At 56.2% G+C, this 17,110-nt stretch carries 16 protein-coding genes; 4 read left to right on the forward strand and 12 right to left on the reverse strand.

Going from position 1 to position 17,110, the window contains the following annotated elements; all coding sequences use genetic code 11:
- Position 1: 1 nt before the first annotated feature.
- Positions 2-844 carry a helix-turn-helix domain-containing protein gene (locus ACTF58_RS00215; RefSeq protein ID WP_438989944.1) on the reverse strand — a complete coding sequence of 281 codons (843 nt, stop codon included), beginning with the start codon at positions 842-844 and terminating at the stop codon, positions 2-4.
- Between the two features lie 53 nt (positions 845-897).
- Positions 898-2,715, reverse strand: a complete 1,818-nt coding sequence (locus tag ACTF58_RS00220) for an extracellular solute-binding protein (RefSeq protein WP_438989945.1) — start codon at positions 2,713-2,715, stop codon at positions 898-900.
- 279 nt (positions 2,716-2,994) lie between these two features.
- Here ACTF58_RS00220 and ACTF58_RS00225 point away from each other — a divergent pair, with 279 nt between their 5' ends.
- Complete coding sequence (locus ACTF58_RS00225) at positions 2,995-3,768, forward strand: 3-hydroxybutyrate dehydrogenase (RefSeq protein WP_438989946.1); 774 nt, start codon at positions 2,995-2,997, stop codon at positions 3,766-3,768.
- Between the two features lie 2 nt (positions 3,769-3,770).
- Here the strand turns inward: ACTF58_RS00225 and ACTF58_RS00230 are convergent, their stop codons facing one another.
- From ACTF58_RS00230 to ACTF58_RS00240, 3 genes are all read right to left on the reverse strand, one after another.
- Positions 3,771-4,496 (reverse strand): DUF502 domain-containing protein, encoded by a 726-nt coding sequence (locus ACTF58_RS00230; protein WP_438989947.1) that lies wholly within the window; start codon positions 4,494-4,496, stop codon positions 3,771-3,773.
- 86 nt (positions 4,497-4,582) lie between these two features.
- Positions 4,583-5,494, reverse strand: coding sequence for a pseudouridine-5'-phosphate glycosidase (locus ACTF58_RS00235; RefSeq protein WP_438989948.1), 912 nt, complete (start codon positions 5,492-5,494; stop codon positions 4,583-4,585).
- The gene (locus tag ACTF58_RS00240; protein ID WP_438989949.1) at positions 5,487-6,386 is read right to left on the reverse strand and encodes a PfkB family carbohydrate kinase; all 900 of its coding nucleotides are present in this window, start codon (positions 6,384-6,386) and stop codon (positions 5,487-5,489) included. Before ACTF58_RS00240 ends, ACTF58_RS00235 begins: the two co-directional genes overlap by 8 nt.
- A gap of 210 nt (positions 6,387-6,596) precedes the next feature.
- On the opposite strand from ACTF58_RS00240, the gene rpsB reads away from it, so the two are divergent.
- Together rpsB and tsf are read left to right on the forward strand one after the other, a co-directional pair.
- Positions 6,597-7,367: a 30S ribosomal protein S2 gene (rpsB, locus tag ACTF58_RS00245; RefSeq protein ID WP_438989950.1), complete on the forward strand. Its 771-nt coding sequence runs from the start codon at positions 6,597-6,599 to the stop codon at positions 7,365-7,367.
- A 74-nt stretch (positions 7,368-7,441) separates the two neighbouring features.
- A complete protein-coding gene (gene tsf, locus ACTF58_RS00250) occupies positions 7,442-8,317 on the forward strand; it encodes a translation elongation factor Ts (RefSeq protein ID WP_438989951.1) in 876 nt (291 codons plus the stop codon).
- A 161-nt stretch (positions 8,318-8,478) separates the two neighbouring features.
- Here tsf and ACTF58_RS00255 read toward each other — a convergent pair whose 3' ends face one another.
- Positions 8,479-9,702: an acyl-CoA dehydrogenase gene (locus ACTF58_RS00255; protein ID WP_438989952.1), complete on the reverse strand. Its 1,224-nt coding sequence runs from the start codon at positions 9,700-9,702 to the stop codon at positions 8,479-8,481.
- 103 nt (positions 9,703-9,805) lie between these two features.
- Between ACTF58_RS00255 and ACTF58_RS00260 the strand changes: the two genes are divergently transcribed.
- On the forward strand, positions 9,806-10,708 hold the full coding sequence (locus ACTF58_RS00260; protein ID WP_438989953.1) for a LysR family transcriptional regulator: 903 nt from the start codon (positions 9,806-9,808) through the stop codon (positions 10,706-10,708).
- Between the two features lie 155 nt (positions 10,709-10,863).
- Here the strand turns inward: ACTF58_RS00260 and phoB are convergent, their stop codons facing one another.
- From phoB to ACTF58_RS00290, 6 genes are all read right to left on the reverse strand, one after another.
- Positions 10,864-11,553 carry a phosphate regulon transcriptional regulator PhoB gene (gene phoB, locus ACTF58_RS00265; protein WP_438989954.1) on the reverse strand — a complete coding sequence of 230 codons (690 nt, stop codon included), beginning with the start codon at positions 11,551-11,553 and terminating at the stop codon, positions 10,864-10,866.
- Positions 11,550-12,269: a phosphate signaling complex protein PhoU gene (gene phoU, locus ACTF58_RS00270; protein WP_438989955.1), complete on the reverse strand. Its 720-nt coding sequence runs from the start codon at positions 12,267-12,269 to the stop codon at positions 11,550-11,552. Before phoU ends, phoB begins: the two co-directional genes overlap by 4 nt.
- 11 nt (positions 12,270-12,280) lie before the next feature.
- Positions 12,281-13,084, reverse strand: a complete 804-nt coding sequence (gene pstB, locus ACTF58_RS00275) for a phosphate ABC transporter ATP-binding protein PstB (protein ID WP_438989956.1) — start codon at positions 13,082-13,084, stop codon at positions 12,281-12,283.
- 15 nt (positions 13,085-13,099) lie between these two features.
- Entirely contained in the window at positions 13,100-14,458 is a 1,359-nt protein-coding gene (pstA, locus tag ACTF58_RS00280) for a phosphate ABC transporter permease PstA (RefSeq protein WP_438989957.1), read from the reverse strand.
- Complete coding sequence (gene pstC, locus ACTF58_RS00285) at positions 14,455-15,915, reverse strand: phosphate ABC transporter permease subunit PstC (protein WP_438989958.1); 1,461 nt, start codon at positions 15,913-15,915, stop codon at positions 14,455-14,457. Before pstC ends, pstA begins: the two co-directional genes overlap by 4 nt.
- Positions 15,916-15,977: 62 nt before the next feature.
- A complete protein-coding gene (locus ACTF58_RS00290) occupies positions 15,978-17,018 on the reverse strand; it encodes a substrate-binding domain-containing protein (protein ID WP_438989959.1) in 1,041 nt (346 codons plus the stop codon).
- Between the last annotated feature and the right edge of the window lie 92 nt (positions 17,019-17,110).

The raw sequence follows: 17,110 nt of genomic DNA on the forward strand, positions 1-17,110 counted from the left end.
ATCAAGTTTCCTTTGTCGCGGATGGTATGTCGCGTACGATTTGATCAATCTCGCGTTGAAGGGATATGGCGGAGAGCGTGGTCATCGGCAAAGCCACAAAGCCGGTCAGGCGGTTTTTTAGAACGCCATAAGCCTGCTGAAACGCCAGATTGATCTCGGCCTGTGTCCCTGTGGCTTTTACAGGGTCCGCCATGCCCCAATGCGCCGAAATAGGCTGTCCGGGCCATGTTGGACAGGCTTCGTTTGCCGCGGCGTCACAAACTGTAAATACAAAATCAAACTGAGGGGCATCAGTGGTCTGGAATGTGCTCAAAGGTTTTGAATAGAGCTTTGATGTGTCATGGCCTTTGACTTCCAGAAGGGCTTTGACACGCGGGTTTATGTCTGACCCCGCCTTTGATCCCGCCGAATAGGCCGTAAAAACATCTTCGCCAATATCGTTCAAAATTGCCTCGGCCATGATCGAGCGCGCTGAATTCGCGCTGCAAACAAACAGAACGTTGAGTGCTGGGTCCATGGTTTTTTCCAGAGCGCTTGGGGTTGAAAAGCTGCACACATCAGGCCGCCCTTTGCAGCAATCGCCAAGCAGCGCGGCAGCCATGGCTTCTACGCCCGTCATCTGGATACTGTAGTGCAGATGCGTTGCGTGGCGCTGACTCGTGATCAGGCCAACTGATTTGAGCGCGGACAGGTAGTCTGACCCTGTGCTCGCTTTTAGTCCCAAGACAGTACATATTTCGCCAGCAGGAAGCGCGTCGGGATAACGGCGCATCAAAAGCTGGAACACGGCCATACGCTGTGGATGGCCTAATGTTTGGAGCTGGGATACAAGTGCATTCATCATACTTCGGATATTTCCGAAATATGAGCTTTCAGCAAGTGAAACTTTTGTAACACTCAGTCTTCATACCACCAGACATCGGGCAAAAACCAATATCCATCCCCGTTGATCGGAATACGGGAGGGATACTTTAGCTCTTTCACATGAGCGATACGGCTGACACCGAAAGCATAAGTCGGGATCACATAGCGCCCAGCGGTCAGAACGCGGTCAAGCGCGCGCGTTGCGGCGACAAACTCGGCCTTATCATCTGTCCCTACCATCGTCTTGATCATGGCTTCAGCCGCGGGCGAGTTCATTCCCATGAGATTGCGCGACCCTGGCGTATCAATGCCATCACGGCCCCAATACAGCATCTGTTCGTTGCCCGGGCTTAGGGAAAAGCCACGTCGAATATCGGTCATTTGGAAGTCAAACGCGTTCTGACGTGCAAAATACTGTGCATTATCAACGCTCTCCACTTCGGCTTTGATGCCTAAGCGCTCAAGCGCCTGACTGTAGATATTGGCAAAGGCTAAGAGTTCGCTCGCCCCCGTGGGCAAAAGGATTTTGAAGGCAAAGGCTTCGCCATCGTCGTTCCTAAGGGTTCCGCCGTCAGTATTCCAGCCTGCTTCGGCAAGAAGCGAGATGGCGCGTCTTAAGTTGGTCCGATTGCGCTTGGTGCCGTCCGAGACGGGAAGCGAGTAGCCTTCCAAAGTTCCAAACGGTAGGTCTGCTGCAAAAGGCGCCAGCAGCTCGGCCACGCGGCCTTCGGCGGGGCCATGGCTCATCCCAAGCTCGGAACCCGAGAAGTAGGAGCTGATCCGCCGTTGCGCACCGCCTGTCACAACATCATTCATAAATTCAAAGTTGAACGCGAGGATCAAGGCCTCGCGCACGCGCCAGTCGGTAAAAAGTGGATCACGGGTGTTCATGACAAAACCGGTGATCCCACTGGGCTTTCCGTCCTGAACTTCGGCCTTCAAGACGTCGCCTCGTTGTATGCCGGGGTAGTCATAAGCCGTGTCCCATTTGTTGGCGTTGTTTTCACGCACAACATTGAGCACGCCCGCCTTGAAGGCTTCTTTCAACACCGTATCGTCTGCAAAAAACTCGATGCGAATTTCGTCCAGATTGGCTTTACCCCGCTGAAGCGGCAAATCGCGCGCCCAATAGTCTGGATTACGCTTTAGCGTAAGGTAGCGGTTTGGCTCATAATCGCCAATAACGTAGGCCGCCGAGCCGATGGGCGCGATATCAAAACCAGATTGGTCAAATGCACGGCCCTCCCATTGGGCCTTCTTCAGGATCGGGCGGAGCCCCGCAATCAAGGCGAGCTCTCGGTTGGCTGAATTGAACGTGATCTTCAAAGAACGCGGGCCTGTCGCCTCTAGGCTTTCAACTTGGGTCATGAATCCGCGATAGCGCGGGTGGCCCTCGCGGCCCAAAGTCTCATAACTCCAGATCACATCCTCAAGCGTCACAGGCGACCCATCAGAGAATCGGGCCTCGTCGCGGAGGGTAAATTCGACCCATTCGCGATTCGGACCTGTTTCAATCGATTCGGCCAACAGGCCGTAAAGTGAGAAAGGCTCGTCCCAATTTCGCCCCATGAGACTTTCGTAAGCTAAAAATCGCAGCTGCCATGGGGCTGTGCCTTTGAAGATAAACGGATGCAAGCTGTCAAAGCCGCCGGTGTTGCCTGTGACCAAGCGGCCCCCCTTTGGCGCCTCTGGGTTGGTATAGGGCAGGGACACAAAATCAGGTGGTAGAGCAGGGTCTCCATACATAGCTATGCCATGTTTAGGCCCTGCATGAGCGGGCTTAGACACGAGAAACAGAACGCAAAAACAGACCAAAACCTGTGTCAGCGTTTGGAAAAATACTGATCTCATTTTTGTGACAATCCTGTTTTCTCTATGTTTTCTAGAGGCAAACCCTAACCCGCCCAGAATGCCAAGACAAACTTTTAGCTTGGATTGGGCGTTAACATATCTTATAAAGTAACCACTGCTCGATAGGTTTCTTGCCTGTATGAAACCTGCCTCAATAACTTGACGCCAGCCTTGTGCTGGCGTTTTTTTTGCGCCGAGGGCCTCCCTGATCACACCAAGACCTTGGCCTTGCCCCACCGAACGGCTAGGTCTGGGGCGAACGAACATGGTGGAGCACACATGACACTCAAAGGTAAGACAGCGGTTATCACAGGGTCAAATTCTGGCATCGGCCTTGGGATTGCATGGGAGATGGCCAAGGCAGGGGCCGACATTGTGCTCAACTCCTTCACAGATAGCGCCGATGATCATGCGCTGGCCGCAGACATGGCCTCTGACACGGGCGTGATGGTGCGCTACATCCAAGCCGATATGTCCAATGGTGCCGAGTGCCGCAAGCTGATTGACGCAGCAGGCCGCTGTGACATCCTGATCAACAACGCAGGGATTCAGCATGTTGCAGCCATTGATGCGTTTCCGATGGAAAAATGGGATGCGATTATTGCGATCAATCTCAGCTCGGCGTTTCACACAACCGCGGCGGCCTTGCCAAAGATGCGCCAAGCAGGTTGGGGCAGGGTGATCAATATCTCTTCCGCACACGGGCTGACCGCTTCGCCCTACAAGTCTGCTTATATCGCGGCAAAGCATGGCGTTATTGGTCTCACAAAAACAACCGCGCTTGAGACTGCTCAAGAGCCGATCACAGCCAATGCGATCTGTCCTGGCTATGTTTTGACACCGCTTGTTGAGGCACAGATCCCCGACACCATGAAAGAATATGACATGAGCCGTGAAGATGTGATCAAGAATGTCATGCTTACACGCCAGCCATCAAAAGAGTTTGCAACAGTTGAGCAACTCGGCGGAACAGCCGTTTTCCTGGCCTCAGATGCCGCAGCACAGATCACAGGCACAACGATCTCTGTCGACGGGGGCTGGACAGCCCTTTAAGCTTAGGCCGATTTGGCGGGCTGGCTCGGGTCTTTTGAGTTCGGATAGACCAGCCCCGCCGAGATCACCAGTTTGGCGGCATCTTCGACTGTCATATCAAGCTCGATGACGTCAACTTTCGGCACGAACAACAAGAATCCAGATGTGGGATTTGGCGTTGTGGGCAAGAAAATGCTCATCATCTCGCCCTCTGCCGTGGTGCGCTTGGCAATCTCGCCTTTGGCGGACGTGGACACAAACCCAATCGCCCAAATGCCTTTGCGCGGATATTCAATCAAGCAGGCCTTTTCAAAACTGCGCTCGGATTGGGCAAAGATGGTCTCTGCAATTTGCTTCACCCCATTATAAATCGAGCGGACGACGGGAACCCGCTCTAGCAAGCCTTCGGTATAGCGAATAAGGGAGCGCCCCAAGAGGCCTTTGGCGAGCCAACCGACAAAAATTGTGAAGAAAAAGAAAACAAACACGCCAACGCCACGAATGTTGACATGAATCCAGTCGTCTGTTGCGTAGGTTCTATCCAGCCAACGATTGACCAGTTGCTCAGGGTGATAATTTGCGGGCACGAATGGCATGACAAAACCATCGACCCAGCCAATAAAGCTCCAGAGCAGCCAAATCGTAAACGCCACAGGCGCGATCACGATCAGCCCGGTAAAAAACGACGCGCGCAAACCAGCAAACATACTGCGGCGCTTGTGGGTGTCTTCGTCAAAAGGCGTTGTCATATCAGCAATTTGTCCCGCTCTACTTCACTTCATGTAGGGCCTTCGGTGCAGTGACACAATCTTAAAGCGTTCAACACATCAGTTGTTCAGCCCTGCTGGCTGATTTCGCCCGCAATTTGGGCGGCCAGACGCGCATTGTTTAAGACAAGGGCGATGTTTGTTGCAAGCGAGCGGCCCTCGGTCAGCTCAAAAATGCGGGCCAGCAGGAAGGGCGTCACCGACTTCCCCGAAACGCCTTGCGCCAGCGCTTCGCTTTGAGCCTGCGCAATGATCGGAGCCAGCGTCTCACGGCTGATCTCTGCGCTCTCTGGCACAGGGTTGCCCACAAGCTGCCCCCCGGGCAAGTTCAAAGCGGCGCGCATAGCGTGGGCCTTGGCGATCTCTGCGGCCGTGTCCATCCGCAATGGCGCAGCAAGCCCTGAGGCGCGCGACCAAAAGGCAGGAAAATCAGATTGACCATAGCCAATCACAGGCACGCCCAACGTTTCGAGAACTTCGAGCGTTTTAGGAATATCAAGGATGGCTTTTGCACCGGCGGCAACAACTGTGACAGGGGTTTGTGCAAGCTCCTGTAGATCGGCCGAAACATCAAAACTCAGCTCTGCCCCCTGATGCACGCCGCCTATTCCGCCCGTCGCAAACACGGAGATGCCTGCGATATGCGCCGCAATCATAGTTGCGGCGACGGTTGTCGCGCCTGTGCCGCCCATCGCCATGCAGGCCGCAAGATCGGCCCGCGACAGCTTGGCCACGTCTTGAGCCACAGCCAGCGCCTCAAGCTCCTGATCTTCCAGTCCGATGTGCAAGTGACCGTTCAGAACTGCAATCGTCGCCGGAATTGCCCCGTGACGGCGCACCTCGGCCTCAACCTTGCGCGCTGTTTCTACATTTTGCGGGTAGGGCATCCCATGGGTGATGATTGTGCTTTCCAAAGCCACAATGGGCGCAGCGGCGGCGCGTGCGTCACGCACTTCACTTGAATAGTTGATCTCATACATAATTGTCATCTCCTGCCACATAGGTTGCGGCTGTTTTTTGTGCAATTTCAAGCGCATTAAGGCGGCTTAAGCCCTTTATCTCGGCCGCAATATGCGCCGCCATAAAGGTGTCGCCCGCGCCAGTGATCCGTTTAGCAATGACTTTTGGCGGTGCGGCCTCATGTATTTCGGTCGCGCAAGCGTCACAGGCCACATCTGCGCCTTGGGTCACCACAACCCGTTGTGCGCCCGCGCCCAAGAGCGCTTCCGCACCGGCGCGCGCCGTGCCAAGACCAGTGGTGCCACTGATCAGCTCTGCCTCCTCAAGGTTAACATAGAGCGTCGCGCCCTTGTGCGCGATCACGGCGCGCAAACGCTCGGCTTTGCCGGGAGAGGCCGGCGCTATCCGTAAGTCAGCGGCTGCAAAGGCCGGGCTGGCGGCGATCTCCGACAGGAGCGCCTCTGTTAAGTTGCCATCCAGCGCTATGGCGCCGCCATAGGGCACGGCTGTAGACCCAAGCGTCCCGTTGAGGAGGGGGGCAAGGATAGCGCCTCCAGCGCCCTCAAGGGAGTGGGCATCGGCAAGAGCCGCAATCAGACCGTTGGCCCCCTCAATTGCCATATAGGCGTCAGTGGGGCGTTCGCTTATGTGGATGTGATCTGTCAGAAGCCCCAAGTCTTGCGCCGCATTGATCAGCTCTTGACCAGCCTCATCGCGGCCAAGGGCTGTCAGCAACACAGGCGAAAGACCAAAGCGGGCAAGCGTCATGGCAATATTCATAGCCACACCGCCAGGCAGGCGGGTGATCCGCCCTGGCATATCGCTGCCAACCCGCATTTCTCGGGGTGATCGGCCGATAATGTCCCAAAGGACCGATCCAATACAAATGATCTGATGTGATGTGCGCCGCATAGGCGCTAAATGAAGATAAGCGCAGCGCTTGACAATGCTTTTCCTGAATCAGAATAGGCTCTTGCAAAGGGCAGGGGGCAGATATATACGCGCGCCACTAACTTCGCAGATGGAAGCGGGCTCATGAGGGAGAAATCCTTATGTGTCCACCGGTTGAAGCATAGGCTTCTCTTCCTTCCATCAAGGCATAAACCGGAAAGGAAAAAGACAATGGCTCTTCCCGAGTTCACATTGCGTCAGCTGCTTGAAGCGGGCGTTCACTTTGGTCACCAAACACAACGCTGGAACCCACGCATGGGCCCGTTTATCTACGGCGCGCGCAACGGCATCCACATTATGGACCTGACACAAACAGTTCCAATGCTCGACGCAGCTCTGAATGCTGTCCGCGACACAGTTGCAAAAGGCGGCCGTGTCCTCTTCGTTGGAACAAAGCGTCAAGCCGCAACACCTGTTGCTGAAGCAGCCGAACGTTGCGCACAATATTACATGAACCACCGCTGGCTCGGTGGCACGCTGACAAACTGGCAGACAGTTTCAAAGTCAATCAGCCGCCTTAAGTCCATCGACGAGAAGATGGAAACAGGCTTTGAAGGCCTGACCAAAAAAGAACGTCTCGGCATGGAACGTGACCAAGAGAAGCTCCAAGCCTCTCTCGGCGGCATCCGTGAAATGGGCGGCGTTCCTGATCTTATCTTCGTGATCGACGTGAAAAAAGAAGCGCTGGCGGTGGCCGAAGCCAACAAACTGGGTATCCCCGTTGTGGCTGTGGTTGATACAAACTGCTCCCCAGACGGCGTTGATTATATCATCCCAGGCAACGACGATGCGGCACGCGCAATCGCGCTCTACACGGACCTCGTTTCGCGCGCAGCCCTTGATGGTATGTCAGCCCAACTTGGCAACGCAGGCGTCGATATTGGCGCAATGGAAGAAGCACCCGTTGAAGAACTGGCAGCTGAAGTTCCAGCCGAAGCCTAAACGTCACAATATCGTCAGACAGGCGTGCGAGAGCACGCCTGTTACCGAACAGATTTCATTAGAGGAGAACCATGATGGCGATTACAGCTGCATTGGTGAAAGAACTGCGCGACAGCACTGGCGCAGGCATGATGGACGCGAAAAAAGCTCTGACAGAAACAAACGGCGATATGGAAGCCGCTGTTGACTGGCTGCGCACCAAAGGTCTTGCGAAAGCGGCCAAAAAATCAGGTCGCACAGCGGCGGAAGGCCTTGTGGCCGTTCAGGTGTCTGGTGGCAAAGGTGTTGCCGTTGAAGTGAACTCGGAAACCGACTTTGTTGGTAAAAACGCTGAATTCCAAGACATGGTTGGCAAGATTGCCCAAGCGGCGACGGGCGTTTCAAACGTTGAAGAGCTGGCCGCAGCAAGTGTGGGGGGCAAAATTGTTGCTGACATGATCACAGACAAGATTGCCACAATCGGCGAGAATATGTCGTTGCGCCGCATGGCATCCCTTGAGGGCGAAACTGTTGTGTCATACGTCCACAACGCCGCCACGGATGGCATGGGCAAAATCGGTGTTCTCGTCGCTATGAGCGGCGGCGACGAAGGCTTTGGCAAAATGGTCGCGATGCACATCGCCGCTGCACGCCCCGAAGCGCTGAACGAAGCCGCGCTTGACCCAGCATGGGTTGCCAAAGAGCGTCAGGTTCAGATCGACATCGCGAAAGAGTCAGGCAAGCCTGATGCTGTGATCGAGAAGATGATTGTCGGCCGTATGGCGAAATTTATGGCTGAAAACACGCTTCTCGGCCAAGCTTTCGTTGTGAACCCAGACCTGTCTGTCGAGCAAGCCGCGAAAGAAGCGGGCGCAACCATCACTGGTTTTGTTCGTATGGAAGTTGGTGAGGGTATTGAGAAGAAGGTGGAAGACTTTGCTGCTGAGGTGGCCAAAGCCGCACAGGGTTAAGTATTCCTGATCTGCATATGACGGCGTCGCTCGGAAACGGGCGGCGCCGTTTTCTTTTGGAGCATAGGTGGCTTGATACGTGGCCTGATAAATTTAACATAATACATATTATACGATAACTTTAGGTCGGTAAAAAGGGGCGCCATAGACGCCCCTTTGCTTTAGAAAAACGCCTGCAATCCAGTCTGGGCGCGCCCGAGGATCAGCGCGTGGACATCATGTGTGCCCTCATAGGTGTTCACGGTCTCAAGGTTCATCGCGTGGCGAATGACGTGATACTCAAGCGTGATCCCGTTGCCGCCGTGCATATCGCGAGATTGTCTCGCAATATCAAGAGCTTTGCCGCAATTGTTGCGCTTGAGAAGCGAAATCATCTCTGGCGCAGCCCGTGCCTCGTCCATCAGCCGACCCAGACGCAATGCGCTGTGCAGGCCCAAAGTGATCTCTGTCTGCATATCCGCCAGCTTCTTTTGGAAGAGCTGCGTTTGCGCCAGTGGCCGCTTGAACTGGTGACGATCCAGCCCGTATTGACGGCCCGCGTGCCAACAGAACTCAGCCGCTCCCATCACACCCCAAGAAATACCGTAACGGGCACGGTTCAAACATCCAAAGGGCCCTTTAAGTCCTTGAACATTAGGCAAAAGAGCATCTTCGCCTACTTCAACCGCATCCATCACAATCTCGCCGGTCACAGAGGCCCGCAAGCTCATTTTATTGGTGATTTTGGGCGCTGATAGACCTGTCATCCCTTTCTCAAGGATAAAGCCACGAATTTTTCCGCCGTGCTCATCTGACTTTGCCCAAACAACAAAAACATCTGCGATGGGAGCATTCGAGATCCACATTTTTGCGCCCGTGATTTTGTAGCCGTTGGCTGTCTTTTCCGCGCGCGTCTTCATGCCGGCCGGGTCTGAGCCTGCGTCGGGTTCAGTCAGGCCAAAGCAGCCGATCAGATCCCCTGCCGCGAGGCCTGGAAGGTATTTTTTGCGTTGTTCTTCAGAGCCATAGGCGTAAATCGGATACATAACGAGCGAGCTTTGAACGCTCATCATAGAGCGATAGCCACTGTCCACACGCTCAATCTCGCGGGCGACAAGACCATAAGCCACATAGGAGCTGCCAAGGCCGCCGTATTCCTCTGGAACGGTGATTCCCAAAAGGCCCATATCGCCCATCTCTTTAAAGACTTCTGGTGCCACGGTTTCATTGGCGTAAGCCTCTGTAATTCTTGGCATAAGTGTGCTTTGGGCGTATGTGCGCGCGCTTTGGGTCATCATGCGCTCGTCTTCGGTGAGCTGGTCTTCAAGATACAGCGGGTCTTCCCAGTTGAAAGCGCCAAGCTCTGGCGCATCTTTTGCTTTAAGTTCAGGGGTTTGGCTGGACATATTAACGCTCCGTTCGCAGCTGTGAATTTAGATTTGTTTAGCATGAAATTTTTGCATATAATAACGCTATATTCGCGTATTATCATGAACTTTCGGAATACAAATGGCCCGACGCACCCTTCCCTCCACGCACGGTCTTGCGGCTTTGGAGGCGCTGGCGCGCCTAGAGAGCGTGACGGCAGCCGCGCAGGAACTGAGCCTGACGCAAAGCGCCGTTTCGCGCCAGCTACAGGCGCTTGAGGCGCAGCTTGGTGTGGAGCTGTTTGTGCGCCGTGCCAAACGGATCAGCCTGACAACCGCAGGTCAGCTTTATGCCCAAGAGGTGCGCCGCGCGCTTGATCTTTTGACAAACGCCGCGCTGCGCCTGCAAACAAACCCCGAAGGTGGCACGCTCAACCTTGCCATTCTGCCGACCTTCGGAATGCGCTGGCTTTTGCCCCGCCTGCCCCGTTTTGGCCGCGCTCATCCTGATGTTACGGTTAATATGAACACCCGCCTCGGACGGTTCGATTTCGCCGAAACAGACATGGACGCAGCCCTCAGTTTTGGCAATGGAGACTGGCCCAAATGCCATGCTATGCGGCTTGAGGGCGAAGCGGTTCTGCCGATGGCCTCCAGAGATTTTTTGCAAGCTACGCCCGTTGCAAACCCCGCCGATCTTTTGACCCTGCCCTTGCTTCACATTCAAACGCGGCCTGACGCTTGGCAGGATTGGTTTTCGGGCCAAGGTGTCCATGCGCAGGTCTTGCCGGGGACACGCTATGACCAGTTTTCAACCATCCTTCAGGCCGCGCGTCACGGGCTTGGCGTGGCTTTGTTGCCTGAGTATCTGGCGCGGGAAGAGGAGGCGGACGGGCGGCTTGAGGTTGTGATTGGCGCGCCAAGCCCGAGCCGTGGCGCGTATTATCTGGTTTGGCCCGAAGAGAAGCACAACACCCCTGCCCTTCAGGCCTTTTGCGTCTGGATCAAAGAAGAAATCGAGGCCGAAGACCTATTGCCGCGATAGCGGATACAGTCCTGTCTGGCATATTCGGTTTTGTCATATGAGGTAAAATCCGGAGGCGTAGGGCCGCCTATGTGGCAAGCAGTGCATACACCAGTATGGACAGCTTCAATCCGATTTTGGCCGACACCGAAGGAGAGCTGGCCGCGCCATATGTCTTAGCCGAGGGCATAGCCCGCGCCGCGCACTGTGCGCAGCGGATCATCGCCGCCGCCCTGCATCAGAGCTTTGCGCAGACGCCCGATATGAACATCAACCGTGCGGGTGTCGACATAGATATCACGGCCCCAGACCCGATCCAGAAGCTGTTCGCGGCTGAGCACCCGCCCCTGATTTTCCAGAAAGGCTGCCAAGAGGCGAAACTCGGTTGGCCCCAGTTTGATCTCATCGCCTGCGCGGCTCACGCGGTGGCTGCCCGCATCCAGCACAATATCTCCAAAGCTCAGCTCCTCGCCCACAGAGGCAGGCCGTGTGCGGCGCAACTCTTTGCGCACCCGCGCCATCAGCTCGGCGACGGAGTATGGCTTGACCATATAATCATCTGCCCCCGTCTCAAGGCCACGCACCTTATCAAGCTCTTCAGAACGCGCCGAAAGCATGATCACGGGCAGCGCCCGTGTGGCCTTGCCAGATTTGAGCCGGCGGCAGACTTCAAGCCCCGACACATGAGGCAACATCCAGTCCAGCAGCACGAGATCAGGCATGGCCTCATGGGCCATCAACAAAGCCTCTTCGCCATCGGCGGCTTCAAGCACATCAAAGCCCTCTGATTTCAGGTTGTAGGCCAGAACCGCCCGCTGCGCAGGCTCATCTTCAACCAGCAGGACGACGGGTTTGGCTGTGCTCATGAGACGTCGCTCACATTGGTATTTGTAGACGTGATATCGCCTTTTTTGCGGGCTTCGTCAGGCTTTTGGCCAGTGACAAGATAAACCACTTGTTCGGCGATCGCGGTGACATGGTCGCCCATGCGCTCGGTGTTTTTGGCGATAAAATGCAGGTGCATACAGGCGCTGATGTTGCGCGGATCTTCGAGCATGAATGTGAGAAACTCGCGAAACAGCGCATTGTAGAGCTGGTCAATGTCGCGGTCGCGTTCGATCACATCCATGGCAAGCGTGGCGTCGCGCTCGATATAGGCGTCGAGCGCGTCCTTGAGCATATGCTGCACATCACGCGCCATCCGGCGCAGCGAGACATGGGCCTCGTCAATCGCGGGGAGCTGGGCCAGAACGCTGGTGCGCTTGGCCATATTCTTGGCATAATCGCCGATCCGCTCAAGGTTGCCCGAGATTTTGAGAACCGAGAGCACAAGGCGCAAATCAATCGCTGTGGGCGCGCGCAGGGCAATGAGCTGGGCAGCGTCGTCATTGATGCGCTCTTCAAGTGCATCAATCACCGCGTCTTTGGCGCGCACGTCTTCGGCTTTTTCCTCGTCGCGTGCGGCGAGCGCGTCGGCGGCGTCCAGAATGGACATTTCAACAAGCCCGCCCATCTTCATAATCTGGGCCTGGATGTCCTGAAGGTCGCGATCAAAGGCAGAGGCGATATGTTGGTCGTTCATGGGAGTGCTCCTTAGCCGATCCGGCCGGTGATATAACTTTCGGTGCGCGGGTCGGACGGCTTGGTGAAAATCTGCGAGGTGTCGCCAAATTCGACAAGATTGCCGAGGTGGAAGAAGGCTGTCTTCTGGCTGACGCGGGCGGCCTGCTGCATCGAGTGGGTGACGATCACGACCGAATAATCGCGGCGCAGCTCGTCAATCAGCTCTTCGACCTGTGCCGTGGCAATTGGGTCGAGCGCTGAGCACGGTTCATCCATCAAGAGGACTTCGGGCGAGGTCGCAATCGCGCGGGCAATGCAAAGGCGCTGTTGCTGGCCGCCAGACAGCCCTGTTCCGGGCGCAAGTAGCCTGTCTTTGACCTCGCCCCAAAGCGCGGCGCGCTTCAGAGCGGTTTCGACGATTTCGTCAAGCTCGGCCTTGGTGCGGGCGAGACCGTGAATTTTGGGGCCATAGGCCACATTGTCATAAATCGACTTTGGAAACGGGTTGGGCTTTTGAAACACCATGCCAACCTTAGCGCGCAGCTGCACGGGGTCCACTTTGGCATCATAAATGTCTTCGTTATCCAGCAGGATGTCGCCCTCAACGCGGCAGATATCAATCGTGTCGTTCATGCGGTTGAGACAGCGCAGGAAGGTCGACTTGCCGCAGCCCGAGGGGCCGATAAAGGCGGTGACGGTCTTGTCGGCGATATCAACGCTCACATCTTTGATGGCATGGGTGTCGCCATAATAGACCTGACAGTTGCGGGCCGTGATTTTTGTTGAACTTTGGGTCACGTCTTGCTCCAGATTGGGGGCTACTGCATCATACATGGGGTTTGGCCTTTCTTACCAGCGGCGCTCGAATTTGCGGCGCAAGAGGATGGCGGCAATGTTCATCAGGATCAGGAAAACAAGCAAAACAATGATCGCCCCTGATGCGCGCTCCACAAAGGCAGGGTCGCCGCGCTGTGTCCAGTTGTAGACCTGAACAGGCAAAGCAGCGGCAGGATCAAAGAAGCCGTCAGGCGGGCCTGCGGGGTATTCGCGCACAAAGGCAACCATCCCGATCAGCAGGAGCGGCGCGGTTTCGCCCAAAGCTTGGGCAAGGCCGATAATGGCCCCTGTCAAAATACCAGGCATCGCAAGGGGCAGCACGTGATGAAAGATCGACTGCATCTTGGAGGCGCCAACGCCGAGGGCGGCATCGCGGATCGAAGGCGGCACAGACTTAAGCGCGGCGCGGGTCGCGATGATGATGGTTGGCAGGGTCATCAAGGTCAGCACTAAGCCGCCCACAATTGGCGCAGATTGCGGCAGGCCGACGAGATTGATGAAAATCGCGAGGCCAAGAATACCGAAAACAATCGAAGGCACGGCGGCAAGATTGGAGATATTCACTTCAATCAGATCGGTGAAGCGGTTCTTGGGCGCGAATTCTTCAAGATAGATCGAGGCCGCCACGCCGAGCGGCAAGGACAGGCAGAGCACAATCAGCATCATATAGATCGAGCCGAGGATCGCGACGCCAAGCCCTGCGGCTTCGGGGCGGGTGTCAGAGGCGTCAGGTGCGGTAAAGAACGCCCAGTTGAACTTCGTATCAAGCACGCCTGCGGCCTTCAGCTCATCCGCGATCACGAGCTGCTCGGGGGAGACATTGCGATCAAGCGCAGCGCTGTCCATGGTCACGCGGCCTTTGAAATATCCGTCGATCCGCCCGTTTGCCAGCAGGCTGAAAGCCACGGTCTCGCCAATCTTGTCGGGGTTCTTCAAGACATAGTTGCGCAGTGTGGCAGGCGCTTCTTTGGAGACCATTGCGCCGAGAGCCTTTGGCTTGAGCGCGGATGTGTCCACGCCAGCCTCTTGCGCGGCTGTCAGCATGGCGGCCTGAATGAGCGGCGCATAGCCGAATGTTGAAACCTTGGCGATTTGGGCCAGATCGCCCGTGCCGGTCTTGTCGAGTTTGGCGGGGTCAAGGAACACCTCGACCTCGATGTAGGTCTGCTTGAAGGAGGACAGCCCATTGCTCAGGATCGAGCCGAGCAGCCCGACGAGCGCCAACATTCCGACGGAAACCGCCACCAGACCGAGCCTGCGAAAGCGCGTTTCGGCAGCATTGCGCGCTTTGGTGCGTGCATCTTGCACAAGCAGCGAGCCATGGCCCTTGCGGGCGGCCTCGGGTGCATTGGTTGCGGTGATATCGTTCATTCGTATTGCTCCCGATATTTGCGCACGACATGGAGGGCGATGATATTGAGGCCCAAGGTGAACACAAAGAGTGTGAGGCCAAGCGCGAAAGCGACGAGCGTTTCGGGGCTGGCAAATTCGGTATCGCCCGTCAGCTGGCTGACAATCTTGACGGTGACGGTTGTCATGGCTTCAAACGGGTTCAGGCCCAGTTTGGCTGCGGCCCCTGCCCCCATCACAACGATCATGGTCTCGCCAATGGCGCGGCTTGCCGCCAGAAGCACAGCCCCGACCACGCCAGGAAGGGCGGCGGGCAAAATCACTTGTTTGATGGTTTCCGAGCGTGTTGCGCCCAGCCCGTAGGAGCCGTCCCGCAGGGATTGGGGCACCGCATTGATAATGTCATCCGAGAGCGAGGACACAAACGGAATAAGCATGATCCCCATCACCAGCCCCGCTGTGAGAACCGAGGAGGACGATGTCCCCAGACCGAGCGGAGAGGCGATATAGTCGCGCAGGAACGGCCCGACCGTGATCAGCGCGAAGAGACCATAGACGATGGTTGGAATGCCCGCCAGAACCTCGATCGCGGGCTTGGCGACCGAGCGCAACGGCTTGCTTGCGTATTCGGCCAGATAAATCGCAATCATCAGCCCTATCGGCACGGCCACCACCAGCGCCAGAACGCTCACATAGAGCGTTCCCCAGAGAAGCGGCAGGATCCCAAGATCGGAGCCGCCGCGAAACTGCGGGTTCCAGACCGTGGAGAAAAAGAAGTCTTTGGCAGGATACATCTTGAAGAAATTGAGCGTCTCAAAGAGCAGCGAGCCAAGAATGCCGACTGTGGTCAGGATCGCCACAAGCGAGGCGCCGATCAGCAGGGAGAGCACAAATGCCTCGCTGGTGTTGCGCGCCCGCACCTCTGGCCGAATGCGCAGGAGCGTGGTGACAAAACAAAGTCCAGCCAGCGCAAGTGTCACAATGCCCATCCAGAAGCGACCCGTGATTTCGGCGGCTCGAAAAGCTTTGGAGGCTTCAAAAACGCTGGGTTGCACATCCGAGCCGATGGCCACCCCGACATCTGCAAGCTGTTTGCGGATATCGTTCTGATCGGCGCGTAGGGCCAGAAGATCGTCTTCGGACAGATCGCCCGCCTCTTTCAGCGCCTCAAGCCCGCCCGCAATGCGGCGCAGGTCGGCCATCACAAGGCTTTTGGCACCGCCCTCAGGGATCGCGCTGTCAGGAACCATTGCGGAAATACGTGTTTCAATCAGAACGGGCTGAACAAACAGCCATGTCATGAGACATAAAAGGGCAGGCACAACCGTATAAAGCGCAACGGTCTGGCCATAATAGGTTGGCAGGGAGTGAAGCTTCTGGCCCGTCGCCAGCGAGGCCGCCAAGGCCCGCTTGCGCCCGAGGACAAACCCCAAGACACCAAGCCCGAGAACGATCAAAAAGAGTGAGCTGGTGGTCATGTTCATCCTGCCAAATAGAGGAAGGAGCGGCCCTTAAGCGCCGCTCCTGTGAGTATAAAGCTTTAGTTCAACGGCCCCATGGGAACGCGGTTTGCCACCATGTCTTGGGTTTTTGCAAGCTCTGGGTCGGACACAAGACCATAGGCCGCGAGCGGGCCGTCAGGGCCAGCGATTTCGTCAGAGATGAAGAACTCGACATAGGCCTGCATCCCGGGGATCACGTCGAGGTGGGCGTTCTTGACGTAGAAATAAAGCGGGCGAGAGACAGGGTATTCGCCTGTCGAGATTGACTCAACCGAAGGCACAACGCCGTCCATGGTTGCGACTTGGAGCTTGTCTGTGTTGTTTTGATAAAACGACAGTCCAAAGACGCCGATGCCGTTTTTGTTGGCGTCAACGCGGGCCAAAGTCTCTGTGTAATCGCCATCAATGTCGATTGACTTGCCATCTGTGCGAAGCTGCATACAGGCCTTTTCTGCGGCCTTTTTGTCGCCGCCGTTTGCCGCCATATGGGCCTCAAACGTGCCATTTTCTTCACAGCCAGCGACGATGACTTTTTCGTCAAAGACTTCGCGTGTGCCATGCTTTGTGCCGGGCACAAACGCGAGAATGTCTTCTGCGGGCAGCGCGCCGTTTACGTCAGCCCATGTGGCATTTGTGTTGGCACTCAAAGCGCCATCTTTTGCGACTTCGGCGGCCAGTGCGCTGTGCCAATCGGCGGGGGTAAAGGCATAGCCCGGCCCTGCGATATCAGAGGCAAAGACGATCCCGTCATAGCCGATGCGCACTTCCATGATCTCTGTCACGCCGTTTGAGGCGCAAAGATCAATGTCGGATTGCTTGATTTTGGAAGACGAGTTGGCGATGTCGATTGTGTTTTCGCCAACACCTTCGCAAAGCTTCTTGCGGCCAGCGCCTGAGCCACCTGATTCTACAACAGGTGTCGGGAATTCGAAGTTCTCGCCAAAGGCTTCTGCCACGATGGCGGCATAGGGCAGAACAGTTGAAGAACCAGCGATCTGGACGTTGTTGCGGGCGGCGGCGGATGTCGCGGCGGCTGCGAAGAGGGCAACGGCGGAGACGGCTGTTTTTGCGTATGACATTTGTCACTCCTAGGTCAGGTTTCTGGCCCCTGCGATCAGGTGCCTTGCCCCGCTTGTTAGGGGCGCGTCACAATGCTTTTGTGACAGCCGTG

Origin of the sequence: Lentibacter sp. (assembly GCF_965657785.1) — a bacterium.
Taxonomy (GTDB): Bacteria; Pseudomonadota; Alphaproteobacteria; order Rhodobacterales; family Rhodobacteraceae; genus Lentibacter.

What these genes read in the sequence shown, in the direction of transcription:
- ACTF58_RS00215 (WP_438989944.1), bottom strand. Translation starts at nt 844, where the DNA reads ATGATGAATGCACTTGTATCCCAGCTCCAAACATTAGGCCATCCACAG.
- ACTF58_RS00220 (WP_438989945.1), bottom strand. Translation starts at nt 2,715, where the DNA reads ATGAGATCAGTATTTTTCCAAACGCTGACACAGGTTTTGGTCTGTTTT.
- ACTF58_RS00225 (WP_438989946.1), top strand. Translation starts at nt 2,995, where the DNA reads ATGACACTCAAAGGTAAGACAGCGGTTATCACAGGGTCAAATTCTGGC.
- ACTF58_RS00230 (WP_438989947.1), bottom strand. Translation starts at nt 4,496, where the DNA reads ATGACAACGCCTTTTGACGAAGACACCCACAAGCGCCGCAGTATGTTT.
- ACTF58_RS00235 (WP_438989948.1), bottom strand. Translation starts at nt 5,494, where the DNA reads ATGTATGAGATCAACTATTCAAGTGAAGTGCGTGACGCACGCGCCGCC.
- ACTF58_RS00240 (WP_438989949.1), bottom strand. Translation starts at nt 6,386, where the DNA reads ATGCGGCGCACATCACATCAGATCATTTGTATTGGATCGGTCCTTTGG.
- rpsB (WP_438989950.1), top strand. Translation starts at nt 6,597, where the DNA reads ATGGCTCTTCCCGAGTTCACATTGCGTCAGCTGCTTGAAGCGGGCGTT.
- tsf (WP_438989951.1), top strand. Translation starts at nt 7,442, where the DNA reads ATGGCGATTACAGCTGCATTGGTGAAAGAACTGCGCGACAGCACTGGC.
- ACTF58_RS00255 (WP_438989952.1), bottom strand. Translation starts at nt 9,702, where the DNA reads ATGTCCAGCCAAACCCCTGAACTTAAAGCAAAAGATGCGCCAGAGCTT.
- ACTF58_RS00260 (WP_438989953.1), top strand. Translation starts at nt 9,806, where the DNA reads ATGGCCCGACGCACCCTTCCCTCCACGCACGGTCTTGCGGCTTTGGAG.
- phoB (WP_438989954.1), bottom strand. Translation starts at nt 11,553, where the DNA reads ATGAGCACAGCCAAACCCGTCGTCCTGCTGGTTGAAGATGAGCCTGCG.
- phoU (WP_438989955.1), bottom strand. Translation starts at nt 12,269, where the DNA reads ATGAACGACCAACATATCGCCTCTGCCTTTGATCGCGACCTTCAGGAC.
- pstB (WP_438989956.1), bottom strand. Translation starts at nt 13,084, where the DNA reads ATGTATGATGCAGTAGCCCCCAATCTGGAGCAAGACGTGACCCAAAGT.
- pstA (WP_438989957.1), bottom strand. Translation starts at nt 14,458, where the DNA reads ATGAACGATATCACCGCAACCAATGCACCCGAGGCCGCCCGCAAGGGC.
- pstC (WP_438989958.1), bottom strand. Translation starts at nt 15,915, where the DNA reads ATGACCACCAGCTCACTCTTTTTGATCGTTCTCGGGCTTGGTGTCTTG.
- ACTF58_RS00290 (WP_438989959.1), bottom strand. Translation starts at nt 17,018, where the DNA reads ATGTCATACGCAAAAACAGCCGTCTCCGCCGTTGCCCTCTTCGCAGCC.